Annotated in this window: 12 protein-coding genes, 1 pseudogene and 1 riboswitch; of the genes and pseudogenes, 1 reads left to right on the top strand and 12 read right to left on the bottom strand. The window is 71.3% G+C overall.

Annotated features, from left to right (window positions below):
- Positions 1 to 78 precede the first annotated feature (78 nt).
- From ACFVJS_RS19195 to kdgD, 12 genes and pseudogenes are all read right to left on the bottom strand, one after another.
- The gene (locus ACFVJS_RS19195; protein WP_378883535.1) at positions 79 to 345 is read right to left on the bottom strand and encodes a hypothetical protein; all 267 of its coding nucleotides are present in this window, start codon (positions 343 to 345) and stop codon (positions 79 to 81) included.
- A gap of 48 nt (positions 346 to 393) precedes the next feature.
- The gene (gene bluB / locus ACFVJS_RS19190) at positions 394 to 1011 is read right to left on the bottom strand and encodes a 5,6-dimethylbenzimidazole synthase (protein ID WP_378883532.1); all 618 of its coding nucleotides are present in this window, start codon (positions 1009 to 1011) and stop codon (positions 394 to 396) included.
- Positions 1011 to 1787, bottom strand: coding sequence for a precorrin-4 C(11)-methyltransferase (cobM, locus tag ACFVJS_RS19185; RefSeq protein WP_378883530.1), 777 nt, complete (start codon positions 1785 to 1787; stop codon positions 1011 to 1013). Before cobM ends, bluB begins: the two co-directional genes overlap by 1 nt.
- Positions 1784 to 3325, bottom strand: a complete 1542-nt coding sequence (cobJ, locus tag ACFVJS_RS19180) for a precorrin-3B C(17)-methyltransferase (protein ID WP_378883528.1) — start codon at positions 3323 to 3325, stop codon at positions 1784 to 1786. The genes cobM and cobJ overlap by 4 nt, the downstream gene beginning before the upstream one ends.
- Positions 3322 to 3975: a precorrin-8X methylmutase gene (locus ACFVJS_RS19175; RefSeq protein WP_378883538.1), complete on the bottom strand. Its 654-nt coding sequence runs from the start codon at positions 3973 to 3975 to the stop codon at positions 3322 to 3324. Before ACFVJS_RS19175 ends, cobJ begins: the two co-directional genes overlap by 4 nt.
- A 642-nt stretch (positions 3976 to 4617) precedes the next feature.
- Positions 4618 to 4809 (bottom strand): annotated as a pseudogene (locus ACFVJS_RS19170) (nitrite reductase); the annotation flags it as partial.
- Positions 4810 to 4865: 56 nt separating this feature from the next.
- A riboswitch (cobalamin riboswitch) is annotated at positions 4866 to 5070 on the bottom strand.
- A gap of 40 nt (positions 5071 to 5110) precedes the next feature.
- Entirely contained in the window at positions 5111 to 6553 is a 1443-nt protein-coding gene (locus ACFVJS_RS19165) for an aldehyde dehydrogenase family protein (RefSeq protein WP_378883527.1), read from the bottom strand.
- A 61-nt stretch (positions 6554 to 6614) separates the two neighbouring features.
- Positions 6615 to 7454: an ion transporter gene (locus ACFVJS_RS19160; protein WP_378883525.1), complete on the bottom strand. Its 840-nt coding sequence runs from the start codon at positions 7452 to 7454 to the stop codon at positions 6615 to 6617.
- Between the two features lie 66 nt (positions 7455 to 7520).
- Entirely contained in the window at positions 7521 to 8312 is a 792-nt protein-coding gene (locus ACFVJS_RS19155; protein ID WP_378883522.1) for a sulfite exporter TauE/SafE family protein, read from the bottom strand.
- Complete coding sequence (locus tag ACFVJS_RS19150) at positions 8302 to 9627, bottom strand: enolase C-terminal domain-like protein (protein ID WP_378883521.1); 1326 nt, start codon at positions 9625 to 9627, stop codon at positions 8302 to 8304. The genes ACFVJS_RS19155 and ACFVJS_RS19150 overlap by 11 nt, the downstream gene beginning before the upstream one ends.
- Positions 9624 to 11117 (bottom strand): aldehyde dehydrogenase (NADP(+)), encoded by a 1494-nt coding sequence (locus tag ACFVJS_RS19145; RefSeq protein ID WP_378883518.1) that lies wholly within the window; start codon positions 11115 to 11117, stop codon positions 9624 to 9626. Before ACFVJS_RS19145 ends, ACFVJS_RS19150 begins: the two co-directional genes overlap by 4 nt.
- A 46-nt stretch (positions 11118 to 11163) precedes the next feature.
- Positions 11164 to 12078, bottom strand: a complete 915-nt coding sequence (kdgD, locus tag ACFVJS_RS19140; RefSeq protein WP_378883516.1) for a 5-dehydro-4-deoxyglucarate dehydratase — start codon at positions 12076 to 12078, stop codon at positions 11164 to 11166.
- A 519-nt stretch (positions 12079 to 12597) separates the two neighbouring features.
- Between kdgD and ACFVJS_RS19135 the strand changes: the two genes are divergently transcribed.
- Positions 12598 to 13860: a DUF222 domain-containing protein gene (locus ACFVJS_RS19135; RefSeq protein ID WP_378883514.1), complete on the top strand. Its 1263-nt coding sequence runs from the start codon at positions 12598 to 12600 to the stop codon at positions 13858 to 13860.

The raw sequence follows: 13860 nt of genomic DNA, 5'->3' as shown, positions 1-13860 counted from the left end.
ACAGTCCGCGCTTTTACTAGACGATGACACCTTGTGAATCGTTCACGAGGTGTCATCGTCTAGTAAAAGCGCCGTGCTTCATGCGCCGACGATGTGCTTCAGCTCTCCCAAGCCGTCGATCCGATAGGTGGCCTGGGAGAACTCCTGGGTGCTGGTGAAGTCGTTGTGTACGACCGCGCAGTCGATCCCAGCCGCGACGGCCGACCTGAGGCCAGCCGCTCGAGCCTGCTCCCAGGTCCCCAGGCCCTGGCTCATGTCCCGGAGATACCGCTCCTGGTCCAACGTCACACCGATCGCAGCCAAGGCTCGTGCCCCGGCCCTGAAGTACCAGGGCTCGGTGTCCACCAGGACACCGTCATGATCGAAGAGGATGTACCCGCCGATTCTGACGGACTACCCGAACGTCTCCTCGTGGACCACCGTCGAGAGCGGTGAGCGGTGGCGCCAGCCGAAGCGCTCCAGGTCGGGGACATCGGGCAGACCCTCGACATGACCGACGCAGAGCCAGGCGACGGGACGTACACCTTCGGGCATGCCGACCAGGTCGCGCAGGAACTCCTCGCGGTAGAAGCTGACCCAGCCGACGCCGAGGCCCTCGGCGGTGGCGGCGAGCCAGAGGTTCTGGATGGCGCAGACGACCGAGTAGAGGCCGGCGTCGGCGATCGCGTGGCGGCCGAGGACGTTGGGGCCACCGCGGCTCGGGTCGTAGCCGACCACGATGCCCAGCCCGGACTCGCGGATGCCCTCGATCTTGATCCGGGAGAACGTCTCCGCGCGCTCGCCGGACAGCGTGGCGGCGAAGGTGTCGCGCTCGGTCGCGACGTGCGCGTGGAAGCGCTCGAGGCGGTCGGCGTCGCGTACGAGCACGAAGTCCCACGGCTGCGACATCCCGACGCTCGGGGCGGCGTGCGCGGCAGAGAGGACGCGCTCCAGTACGTCCGGAGCGACCGGCTCACCGGTGAACTCGGCGCGGGTGTCGCGGCGGCGGTTGATGGCGTCGTAGAGGTCCATCAGGCACGCACCCGGGCAGCGTCGTAGAGGAACGACTCGCCACCGTCGCGGGCCAGCGCGGGCCCGGCGAGGATGACGGCGGCCTGGCGCAGGCCGGCCTCCTCGACCGCGTCGGCGATCGTCGCGACCGTCCCGCGCAGCACCAGCTCGTCGGGCTGGCTGGCGCGGTAGACGACCACGACCGGGCACTGCGGACCGTAGAACGGCAGCAGCTCGGCCATCAGCTCGCGGGTGCGCCGGATCGCCAGGTGGAGCACCACCGTGGCACCGGTGGCGGCGTACGCAGCCAGCGACTCCCCCTCCGGCATGGCCGTCGACCGGGCCTGGGTGCGAGTGAGGACCACCGACTGGGCCACCAGCGGGACGGTGAGCTCCCGTCCCACCAGCGCGGCTGCCGCCGCGTAGGCCGGCACCCCGGGCGTCACGTCCCACGGCACCTCGGCGACGTCGAGGCGCCGGGTCTGCTCCGCGACGGCCGAGTAGACCGACGGATCGCCGGAGACGAGGCGTACGACCTGCTTGCCGTCGCGGTGGGCGGCCACGATCGCGCCGACGATCTGGTCGAGGTCGAGCTTCTGGGTGTCGACCAGCTCGGCCTCGGGGCTGCAGTGCGCCAGCACCTCGGGGTCGAGGTAGGTGCCGGGGTAGAGCACGACGTCGGCAGCCTCGAGAAGGCGGGTCGCGCGTACGGTGAGCAGGTCGGCGGCGCCGGGGCCGGCGCCTACGAAGTGGACGGTCTGCTGGGTGGTCTGCTGGATGGTCTGCTGGATGGTCACAGCACGAACCTCGGCGTCCAGACCTGCCCGGCCGCGGTCACCCGGGTCGAGCTCGCCCCCACGATGACCAGGCACTTCATGTCGATGGTCGCCGGATCCAGCTCTCCGAGGGTGGTCACCGTCAGCGACTCCTCGGCCCGCCCGACGTCGCGACCGACGATGACGACGGTGTCGGGCTTGCGCTGCTCGAGGAGTACGTCGCGAGCCCGGCCGATCTGCTCGGTGCGCGAGCGCGAGGCGGGGTTGTAGATCGCCAGCACCAGGTCGGCGGCAGCGACCGCGCGCAGCCGGTCCTCGACGACGGACCACGGCTTGAGCCGGTCGGAGAGGGACATCACCGTGAAGTCCGCGCCGACGGGCGCGCCCGCCCGCGCCGCCACCGCCTGGACGGCGCTGACACCGGGCAGCACGGTGACGCGTACGTCGGCGTAGGCCGGGTCCGAAGCCGCCTCGAAGACGGCGGAGGCCATCCCGAAGACCCCGGCGTCGCCGCCGGAGACGACCGCGACCCGCTCCCCCGCGAGCGCCAGGTCCAGCGCGTGCCGCGCCCGGTCGACCTCGACCGTGTTGCCCGACGCGTGCCGCTGCAGCCCGGCGCGCTGCGGCACCCGGTTGACGTACGGCGCGTAGCCGACGACATGGCCGACCTCCGCCAGCACCGCACTCACCTCGGGCGTCAACCACCGGTCGGGTCCAGGCCCCAGCCCGACCACGAGCACCTCCCCGCGTGCCGCGGTCTCGACGGGCTCGGCCACCGACGACGCCGCCGAGGACGTCTGTCGCATGCGGTCTGCCGAGGCGGGAGCGGGAGCCGTGTCGCCAGGGACCACGATGAGCGAGAAGTACGGCACCGACTCCGGGTCGACGTCGGCCACCGGCAGCCAGCGCTCCTCGGGCTGCGAGGCACGCTCGACGTACCAGGCGCCCTCGAGCCGACCGGCCGCGGCCAGCGCGGAGCGAACCGCCGGGAAGGTCCGGCCGAGCTTCATGATGATGGCGGCCTCGGTGTCGGCCAGGCGCCGGGCGAGCTCGGGCTCGGGCAGGGTGCCCGGCAGCACCGTGAGCACGTCGGTCTGGCGGACCAGTGGTGTCGAGACGGCCGCGGTGGCGGCCGCGAAGGCGGGAACACCCGGCACGACGGAGGTCTCGTAGACCTCCTTGAACCGGTCGTGGAGATACATCGAGGAGCCGTAGAAGAGCGGGTCGCCCTCGGCGAGCAAGACCACGTCGCGGCCGGCGTCGAGGTGGGCCGAGAGCCGGACCGCGCAGGACTCGTAGAACTCGGCCATCGCCCCGACGTACCCGCCGGGGTGGCTCGTGGTGCCCGTCGTGACCGGGTAGCGCAGCTCCTCCTCCACCGCGTCGGCCGGGATCAGCGCGGACGCGATGCGGCGGGCGTGGGACTGCTTGCGCACGCCGGCGTGATAGGCGACCACCGGGGCCGCACCGATCAGCCGGGCTGCCTTGAGGGTGATCAGCTCGGGGTCGCCGGGGCCGATGCCGACGACGGTGAACCGTCCAGGGGTCGGGACGCTCATTCCTGCTCCTGGGCGAGTGCGTTGAGTGCGGACGAGGTCATCGCGGAGCCGCCACGGCGGCCCCGGACGGTGACGTAGGGGATGTCGATGCCGTGGTCGTCGGCGAAGGAGGCGAGCGCCTCCTTGGACTCGGCGGCGCCGATGAAGCCGACCGGGCAGCCGACGATCGCGGCCGGCCGCGGGCCGCCGTCGAGGATCATCTCGAGCAGGTGGAAGAGCGCCGTGGGGGCGTTGCCGATGGCGACCACCGCGCCCTCCAGATAGGGCTCCCACAGCGCCAGCGCGGCGGCGGTGCGGGTGGTGCCCCAGGCGCGGGCCAGCGCCGGGACCCGGTCGTCGCCGAGCATGCAGAGCACCTCGTTGTCGCGCGGGAGGCGGCTGCGGGTGACCCCGGTGGCGACCATCGTCGCGTCGCACAGGATCGGTGCGCCAGCCTCCAGCGCGCCGCGCGCGGCCTTCACCAGGCCGGGGTGGATGTCCAGGTCGGCGGCGAGATCGACCTGGCCGCTGCCGTGGATCATCCGGACGGCGAGCCGCTCGGCGTCCGCGGGTACCGCGGAGAGGTCGGCCTCGCGCCGGATGGTCGCGAAGGAGTCGACGTAGATCGCCGGTCCCTGGTCGATGTAGTCGTAGCGCCGGGTCGGACGCACCGGCGGTGTGGGCACGAGTACGCCGCGCCACGGCGTCACCACGACCGCCGGCGCCCGCTCCACCAGCGCCTCGACGGCGGCCCGGTCCAGGGCGCCGTCGGTGGCCGCGACGTGCTCGCCGCCGAGCACCTCGCCGAACCCCAGTTCCGGAGCCTCCGCCGGCATCCGCGAGTCGGCCTCGACCGGCTCGACCAGCGGGCGGTCGAGCTCGGAGACGTGCCAGGGCGCCGACGGCCCCTCTCCGCGTACGTCCAGGAAGCGGGTGGCCAACGAGACCAGCCGACCAGCGGCCTCGGTGAGCGGCACGACCGGCCCGCACGAGTCGCCGACACGCAGCTGACCCTCGGCCTCCGAGAGCGCCACCAGCCCGAGGTCGCACTCGCGCGAGACCAGGTCGCCGCGGCCGTCGTCGAGCACGAAGAGGAACCGCCCGGGCAGCGCTGCCAGCCGCGGCGAGGCGCACAGCAGCCGGTCCAGCGTCGCGGCGACGCCGCGCAGGTCGGCCCGTCCCCCGGCGAGCCCGGTCTGCGGGGAGACCATCACGTTGCGTACGAGCTCGTGGGTCTGCGCCGGCACCAGACCAGTCGCCTTCAGCGCGGTGAGCACCTCAGCGGGCAGGGCACCGTCGACGGCGGGCAGCCCGCGCACCTGCAGGTTGGCGCGTCCGGTGAGATAGACGCGGCCGTCGCCGTAGGTCTCGGCGACGGAGACCAGCGACAGCAGCGAGGCGGAGGAGACGGACCCGCCGATCAGGCGCAACCGCACCAGGAGACCGTCCTCGGCCGGCCACGGACGGCCGACTCCCGGGCACCGGTCGGATCGGACTCGCGACATCAGAACACCTGCTCTGCGGTCATGTGCCCTTCCGCGGGACACGTGGTGACCTGGCGGCGGGCGCCGCCAGAGCCAGCAGGTCTTCGGACTCGGAATCGATCGGAGCGGAGCGCCTTCCCGGAGCCAGGCTCCAGTGGCTGCCCTTCCCGGGAGAAGAGCGTGCCCGCCCGTCATCCTCACCGCTGCGCGTCAGTCCCGGACTCTCACCGGGTTCCCTGACCCCATCAGGCATGGAGTACGACTGGCAGGGCGAGACTACCTGGCGTCGGCGACGAACGGACAGCCAGCCTTGCTACGACGCTCAGAACGGGTAGCGCTCGATCTCCGACTGGATCGTGACCCACTGGATGTCGCAGAAGGTGTCCATGTTGGCCGAGGTGCCGAAGTGGCCGCCGACGCCGGAGGCCTTGGCACCGCCGAAGGGGGCGACGGCCTCGTCGTCGACGGTCTGGTCGTTGATGTGCACCGCTCCTGAGGTGATCCGGTCGGCGAGCTCGAAGGCCTTGAACGGGTTGGCGGTGAGCAGCGACACCGAGAGGCCGTACTCGGAGGAGTTGATGATCTCGATCGCCTCCTTGACGCTCTCGTAGCCCACGACCGGGGCGACCGGGCCGAAGATCTCCTGACTGAAGGCCGGACTGTCCAGGGGTACGTCGGCGAGGACCGTCGGACGGTAGAAGAGCCCGTCGTGGGTGCCACCGGCCAGCAGCGTCGCACCTGCCGCGACCGTGCCCTCGACGATGTCGTGCACGCTCTTGAGCTGCCGCTCGTCGATGATCGGGCCCAGCGCGTTGGCCGGATCGGTCGGGTCGCCGACCGAGATGGCCTCGGCCTTGGCGGCCAGCTTGGTGGCGTACTCCTCCACCTTGTCCTTGGGGACCAGGTGACGACCGGTGGTCATGCAGATCTGGCCCTGGTGGAGGAAGGATCCCCAGGCGCCGGCGGAGGCCGCGGCGTCGATGTCCGCGTCGGGCAGCACCAGCAGTGCGTTGTTGCCGCCGAGCTCGAGGTGGACCTTCTTCAGCAGCGGGCCGGCGGCCTCACCGATCTTGCGGCCGGCGGCTGTGGAGCCGGTGAAGGAGATGCAGGGCACGTCCGGATGGGCGACCAGTGCGGCACCGACCTCGGCGCCTGCCGGGAGCACGTGCAGGAGCCCCTCGGGCAGCCCGGCCTCGGCGAGGATCTCGGCGAGCACGAGACCGCCGGAGATCGACGTCCGCGGGTCCGGCTTGAGCACGACCGCGTTGCCGAGCGCCAGGGCCGGAGCGACCGAGCGCATCGAGAGGATCGCCGGGAAGTTGAACGGGCTGATCACGCCGACGACGCCGACCGGGACATGCCGGCCGATCGAGACCCGCGGCTTCATGCTGCGCAGCATCTGTCCGTACGGCTGGGCCGCGAGCGCCGCGGCCGCGTTCAGCTCGGAGGTCACCAGCATCGCCTCGAAGCCGGCCTTGCCCTGGCCAGACCCGGCCTCCGGCACCAGCCAGCGGGTCAGCCGGTCGGGGTCTGCCTCGAGGATGGCGGCCGCCTTGGTCATCACCGCGGCGCGCTCGGTGTAGGGCAGCGCTGCCCAGGTCCGCTGCGTCTGCTTGGCGGTCGCGACCGCCTTGTCGAGGTCGGCGACGTCGGCCTGGCCGATCGTGGCGATGGTCTCCCCGGTCGCGGGGGCCGTCACTGCCATCGTCCCGGCGCCGCCGGGCACGAAGGCTCCGTCGAAGATCTTCTCGTCCCAGATGCTCATGACGCCCGAGGCTATGACCGGCGCCACACCCTGACCAGGCCCAGCTTCCGCCCAGCGGAAGTCAGAGCTGGACCTCGTCGCCGGCGGTCCCTGCGCTCCGCAGCTCGGCCCGGGTGACGGCCAGCTCCTCGCGTACGGCGGTGAGGTCTTCGCGCAGCGAGGTCAGGATGGCCATCATCTCGGCGTCGGACTCCTCCTCGTGCTTGGTGAGGGTCTCGACGCTCTCCATGCCGGAGACGACGACGGCGAGGAAGAGGTTGAGGACCGCGAAGGTCATCACCAGGATGAAGACGACGAAGAAGATCCACGCCGAGGGATCTTCGGCCATCACCTCGCGGGCGATGTCGGGCCAGGCCTCGCCGGTCATGGTCTGGAAGAGCGTGAACGCGCTGGTGCCGAGGTCGCCGAAGTAGTCCGGCGCGATCTCCCCATAGAGGTTGGTCGAGATGACCACCGCGACGTACATCATCAGCACCAGCAGCGCGGCGACCGAGCCCATCCCCGGCATCGCCGCGATCAGGCCGTCGACGACGCGACGCATCGAGGGGACCGAGTTGACCAGGCGCAGCACGCGCAGGATCCGCAGCGCCCGCAGCACCGACATCGGCCCGGTCGCCGGCACCAGCGCGATCGCCACGATCGCGGTGTCGAAGATGTTCCACGGGTCGAGGAAGAACTTCGGGCCGTACGCCACCAGGCGCAGCACCAGCTCTACGACGAAGACCCCGAGCAGCAGGCTGTCGAAGAGCGCCAGCTCGTGGGCCAGGTGCTCGGGCACCATCGTCTCGACGCCGAGCACCACCGCGTTGACGATGATCACGCCGATGATGATCTTCTGGAAGGTCTCGTTGTCGACCAGCGCACGCACCCGATCGCGCACCGAGACGTTGCTCGAACCCATGAACGGTTGTCCTCCTCAGACCTGGCTGCGACCCGTGACAGCGGCCCGGAGCCTACTGCACACGATCTACTGGGTCGCCAGGTGCAGCGCGAGCCCGAGACCCGCCAGACCGACCAGCCAACGCAGCGGGCGCTCGGGCGCGACCCGGACGATCGCGGGCCCCAGGAAGCCACCGAGCACGGCGCCCACGCCGAGGGCGACCGCGGCGGGCCAGTCGACCGGAGCGAAGAAGACGTACGCGACCGCGGCGGTGCCGTTGGCAACGCCCGTAGCGACGTTCTTGACCGCGTTGGTGATCGCGAGCGCCTCGGTGCGCTCGAGGACGAGGACCGCGAGCGCGATGATGCCGACGCCGGCCCCGAAGTAGCCGCCGTAGATGCCGAGCACGAACACGGCCGCGCCCCAGGCGAACCCGCGGGCGACCGTACGCCGCCGCTCGTGGCCGAGCGGAACCCGCCGCGGCGCCCTCGTGGTCGCGAGCGCTGCCGCCCAGACCCGGATCCGGTCGCGGAGCAGCAGCAGGATCGCACCGGCCCCGACGAGCCAGGGCACGACCGCCTCGAACGCCTCGGCCGGCGTGGTGAGCAGCAGGGCCGCACCGACGGCACCACCGAGGAAGGAGGCCAGGGCCAGCCAGGCGATCCGCCTACCCTGACCTCGCAGCTCGCGCCGTGATCCGGCGATGGTGCCGCCGGTGACGCCGAACATGGCCACCGTGTTGGTGACGTTGGCGACCACCGGCGGCAGCCCCGCGGCCAGCAGGGAGGGATAGCTGACCAGCGAGGCCAGACCGGCCACCGAGCCGGTCAGGCCCGCGCCGATGCCGGCGAGCAGGAGCCAGACGAGCTCAGCGGACAAGGCACGGGCGCTTGGGGTCGAACGTCCAACCCTCCACCAGGTACTGCATCGCGACGCCGTCGTCACGCACACCGAGCCCGTGCTCGAGGTAGAGCTCGTGCGCGGCCGCGACCCGGTCGCGGTCGAGCCGGATCCCGAGACCGGGGGCGGTCGGCACCGCGACGGCACCGTCGCGGATCTCCAGCGGCGACTCGGTCAGCCCCTGCCCGTCCTGCCAGATCCAGTGGGTGTCCAGGGCGGTGATCTCTCCCGGTGCGGCGGCGCCGACATGGGTGAACATCGCCAGCGAGACGTCGAAGTGGTTGTTGGAGTGGGAGCCCCAGGTCAGCCCGAAGTCGTGGCACAGCTGGGCGACGCGGACCGAGCCGGACATCGTCCAGAAGTGCGGGTCGGCCAGCGGGATGTCGACGGCGTTGGTGCGGATCGCGTGGGACATCTGGCGCCAGTCGGTGGCGATCATGTTGGTCGCCGTACGCAGACCGGTGGCGCGCTTGAACTCCGCCATGATCTCGCGCCCCGAGTAGCCGCCCTCGGCGCCGCAGGGGTCCTCGGCGTACGCGAGCACGTCGTCCTTGCCCCTCAAGAGCCGGACCGCGTCGGCGAGCAGCCAGCCGCCGTTGGGGTCGAGGGTGATCCGGGCATCGGGGAAGCGCTCGTGGAGGGCGGTCACCGCGGCGACCTCCTCCTCGCCGGCGAGGACGCCGCCCTTGAGCTTGAAGTCGGCGAAGCCGTAGCGAGCCTGGGCGGCCTCGGCGAGACGCACGACCGCCTCGGGGGTCAGCGCGACCTCCCTGCGCAAGCGCTCCCAGTCATCGGCGGCATCGGGCTCGCGCAGGTAGGGCAGGTCGGTCTTGTCGGGGTCCCCGACGTAGAAGAGGTAGCCGAGCATCGGCACCGAGTCGCGCTGCTGGCCGTCGCCGAGCAGCTCGGCGACCGGCACACCCTGGGCCTGACCTGCGAGATCGAGGAGAGCGGACTCCAGCGCGGTGACGGCATGGACGGTCGTACGCAGGTCGAAGGTCTGGGCGCCGCGGCCGCCGGCGTCGCGGTCGGCGAAGGTGTCCGAGACCTGGCGTAGGAGGCTGCGGTAGCGGGCGACGGGCTGGCCGACGAGCAGCTCGGCAGCCTCCTCGATGGTGCGCCGGATCGGCTCGCCGCCGGGGACCTCGCCGACGCCCTCGCGTCCCTCGGAGTCGGTGAGGATCGCGATGTTGCGGGTGAAGAAGGGGGCGTGGGCACCGCTGAGGTTGAGCAGCATCGAGTCGTGGCCGGCGACCGGGACGACCTCGACCTTTGCGATGGTGGTGGCGCTCATGGCAGCTGCAGCTCCCCGTCGATGCGCCGGACGAGCTGCCACGGGTTGTCGTCGCGTACGGGCTCCGGGAGGAGCGCCGCGGGTACGTCCTGGTAGGCGACCGGGCGCTGGAAGCGCTCGATCGCGAGGCTGCCGACCGAGGTGGTGCGGGAGTCGGACGTGGCCGGGAACGGACCGCCGTGGACCATGGCGTGGCCGACCTCGACGCCCGTGGGCCAGCCGTTGAAGAGGATGCGGCCGGCCTTGAGCTCGAGCGCGGAGACCACCTGGGCGGCGACCTCGTGGTCGGCGGCGGTGGCGTGGACGGTCGCGGTGAGCTGGCCCTCGAGGGAGTCCAGGCTGGGCAGCAGGTCCTCGACGGAGTCGAAGCGGACCACGACGCCGGAGGCACCGAAGACCTCGTCGGTCACGCCGGCGAGGCGGGCGGCCTCGACGATCTGGGGCGCCGGGGCGTCGGTGTCGCCCGCGGTGCCCTCGCCGACGACGGTGACGCCGTCGGTGGCGCGGAGCTTCTCGATGCCCTTCTCGTAGGCTCGGGCGATCCCCGGGGTGAGCATGGTGGCGCCGACGGCCTCCGCCGTGGCACGGCCGGCGGCGGCGAGGAAGGCGTCGCCTGCCTCGCCCCTCGGGAGGAAGAGCAGGCCCGGGTTGGTGCAGAACTGGCCGGAGCCGAGGGTCAGGGACCCGACGTAGGCCGTGGCGAGCGCGTCTGTGTCGCCTTCGAGGGCGCCGGGAAGGATGACGACCGGGTTGATCGAGGACATCTCGGCGTAGACCGGGATCGGCTCGGGACGGGCCGCCGCGGCCGCGGCGATCGCGAGCCCGCCACCGCGGGAGCCGGTGAAGCCGACGGCCTTGATCCGCGGGTCGACGACCAGGGCCTGGCCGAGCTCGATGCCGCCCTTGAAGTCGGTGTCGAGGAGGAAGGAGAAGGTGCCGGGGTGCAGCCCCGCCTTCTCGACCGCGCGGGTGATCGCCTGGGCGACGAGGTAGCCGGTGAGCGGGTGTGCCGGGTGACCCTTGACGACCACCGGGCAGCCCGCGGCGAGGGCGGAGGCGGTGTCGCCGCCGGCCGTGGAGAAGGCGAGCGGGAAGTTGCTGGCCCCGAAGACCGCCACCGGGCCCAGCGGGATCTGGCGCTGCCGGATGTCAGCCCGCGGGAGCGGGGTGCGGTCGGGAAGCGCCGGGTCGATGCGTACGCCGAGGTGGTCACCGCAGCGTACGACGCCGGCGAACATCTTCAGTTGACCGGTGGTGCGGCCGACCTCGCCGCTGATCCGGCCCTCGGGCAGGTGCGACTCGGCGACGGCGGCCTCGACGATCTCGGCGCGGGACGCCTCGATCTCGGCGGCGACGGCGTCGAGGAAGTCCGCCCGGGCCTCGGGGGAGGTGGCGCGGTAGCCGGCGAAGGCCTCGGCCGCGGCGACGGTGGCGGCGGTGACGTCGGGCTGCTCGGAGTCGGCTCCGGCGATGATCGAGCGGTAGCTCATGGTGCCTTTCCTATCGGGTCGGTCTCGGTGCAGTCTCTGGGCGGCGTCAGGAGATGCGGGCGATGAGGTCACGCAGCTCGGCGATCTCGTCCTCGCGCAGGTCCGTCAGCGGCGGGCGGACCGGGCCCGCGGGCCGGCCGATCGCGGCCAAGCCACCCTTGACGATCGACACGGCGTAGCCGGCCGTACGGTCCCGGATGTCGAGGTAGGGGATCACGAACTCGTTGAGACGACGGTAGACCTCGTCGCGGTCCTGGGCACGTACGGCATCGTAGAACTCGATCGCCCACCGCGGCGCGAAGTTGAACAGCGCCGAGGAGTAGGTGCTCACGCCGAGCTGGAGCAGCGGCAGCGCGAAGGTCTCCGCTGTCGGCAGACCACCGATGTACGTCAGCCGGTCGCCGACACGGGCGTAGGTGCGGGTCATCTGCTCGATGTTGCCGACGCCGTCCTTGAAGCCGATCAGCGTGGGGTTGCGGTCGGCGAGCCGCGCGACGGCCTCGTCACGCAGCACGGCGTTGGCGCGGCTGTAGACGATCACCCCGAGGCCGGTGGCCTCGCACACGCGGCTGGCGTGCTCGACCAGACCCTCCTGCCCGGCCTCGGTGAGGTAGGGCGGCATCAGCAGCAGCCCGTCGGCACCCGCGGCCTCCGCCGCCTTCGCCTGCGCCACCGCGTTGGCCGTGCTCCCCGTCGCCGGCGCCAGCACCGGCACGGCCCCGGCGACCTCGTCGACCGCAGCGCGTACGACCCGGTCGGTCTCCTCCGGGTTCAGCGAGAAGCCCTCCCCCGTGCCGCCGGCCGCGAAGAGGCCCGCGACCGGGTACTCGGCCAGCCAGCTCAGGTGCTTGCGGTAGCCCTCCTCGTCGAACTGGAGGTCCTCGGTGAAATGGGTGACCGGGAACGAGAGGAGCCCGCTCTTGAGCTGGGCGGCCAGGTCGGTCGGGCAGTACTCGGTCACGAGTCACGTCCTTCAAGTGTTGGGAGTTGCTGGGGGAAGGTGGTGACGATCACGTTAGGAACGTTCGGTGATGCCTGTCCAAGCCCGAATTTGAATCTCGTGATGCCGTGGGGGCATTGCCGGGGGTAAGGGTGCTTGGGTTGGTCGAGCCGCCGGAGCCGCTGGGCGGAGGCGCGTCGACACCAACACGGCTCCCTGCCGGAACGTTCCGCTGAGGGCCGGGGTGGGCCGCCGACCCGTTCTCGAGGGTCTTCTCGATCTGGACCGGCGTCAAGGACGCCCTTCGGGCGCCGGCTTCGCCGGCCGCCTTCGCCGGCCGCCTTCGGCGGTCCTGGACTCCGGACCAGATCGAGAAAAGATTTGGCTGGCTATCGGGGCGGCGGCCCGGGTGTGGCGCGGCGAATACTGTTCGTTCGCTGGCCGCGAAAGTGGGGTTTGACCTGGGAAAATAGTTTCTCGCAGGGGTGGTTCTGGGGTAGAATAGGGACCATCAAGCACACCCCTTGAAAGCGGGAAGCGATGAGTCTCGGGAGCGGGATCGACCACTGGGGCACCAGCCCCGGCGACTCGATCGACGCTGCCCTGACGGCCATCGAGTGCTCCGTTCAGGACCTGCTGTCGACCGATCCTGCGTATTGGCGGACCGGGCAGAAGAAGGACCTCTTGAAGAGGTTGGAGAAGTTGCAGGCGCAGCAGGCCGCCCTCAAGCTCCGGGTGCTCGCGTCGGCTGGCGATATCGCCGAAGAGACCGGTGCCAAGGACGCCTCCGGGTGGATGCGCACCGAGCTGCTCGTCGACAAGGCGGTCGCGCGATCCCAGATCAAGCTCGCCGCTGGGCTCGCGAAGTACGACCTCGTCGCCGAAAGTCTGGCCAAGGGCGTGGTCTCCCAGGACAAAGCCCGGGTGATCACCAAGGCCCTCGATGCGATCGAGACCGATCCCGCCACCAGCGGCGAAGACCTGGTCCTGGCCGAGAAGCTGCTGGTCGACTACGCCACCCGGTTGACCGCGAACGAGCTCAAGATCGTCGGGCAGCGGATCCTCGCTGAGATCGACCCCGAGCGGTTCGAACAGGCCGAAGCCAAGTCGCTGCTGCGGGAGGAAGAGCGGGCGCAGCGGCGTAGCTTCTTCCAATCGCGGGACAACGGCGACGGCACCATCGACATCCACGCCCGGGTCTCCCGCGCCATCGGGGTCCGGCTCCGCACCATCCTGGACTCGCTCGCGCAGCCGCGGAAGCGCTCGGCCGAGGACAAGGGCGTCAAGGCGCCGTACGACCGGCTGCTGGGTCAGGCGTTCGCCCGGGTCATCGAGACCTACGACGTCGACCCGTTGCCCAGGCACGGCGGTCATGGCACCACGGTGATCATCACCATGACCCTCGACCAGCTCCGTGCCGACCTCGGCACCGCCGCCCTCGGGTTCGACGGCGAGCAGATCACCGCGGCCGAGGCTCGCCGGTTGGCGTGCAACGCCGACCTAGTCCCGGTCGTGTTGGGCACCGGCTCCGAGATCCTCGACTTCGGTCGCACGGCCCGGTTGGCGCATCCGATCCAACACCGGGCACTCCGGCTACGCGACGAGTGCTGCCAAGCCGAAGACTGCGACGCCCCAGCCGCGTGGACCGAGGCACATCATCTGAAACCGTGGTCCGAAGGCGGGAGAACCGACCTCGCCAACATGGTCCTGCTGTGTGGCAGTGACCATCGCCGGATCCACGACCCCAACTACGGCTACGAGCGGCTCCCGGATGGGCGGATCCGGTTCACCCGACGTACCTGA

The sequence above is a fragment of the Nocardioides sp. NPDC057772 genome (assembly GCF_042798075.1).
Classification (GTDB): domain Bacteria; phylum Actinomycetota; class Actinomycetes; order Propionibacteriales; family Nocardioidaceae; genus Nocardioides.
The sequence above is the reverse complement of the archived record's forward strand: the minus strand, read 5'-3'. Positions and strand labels throughout refer to the sequence as shown.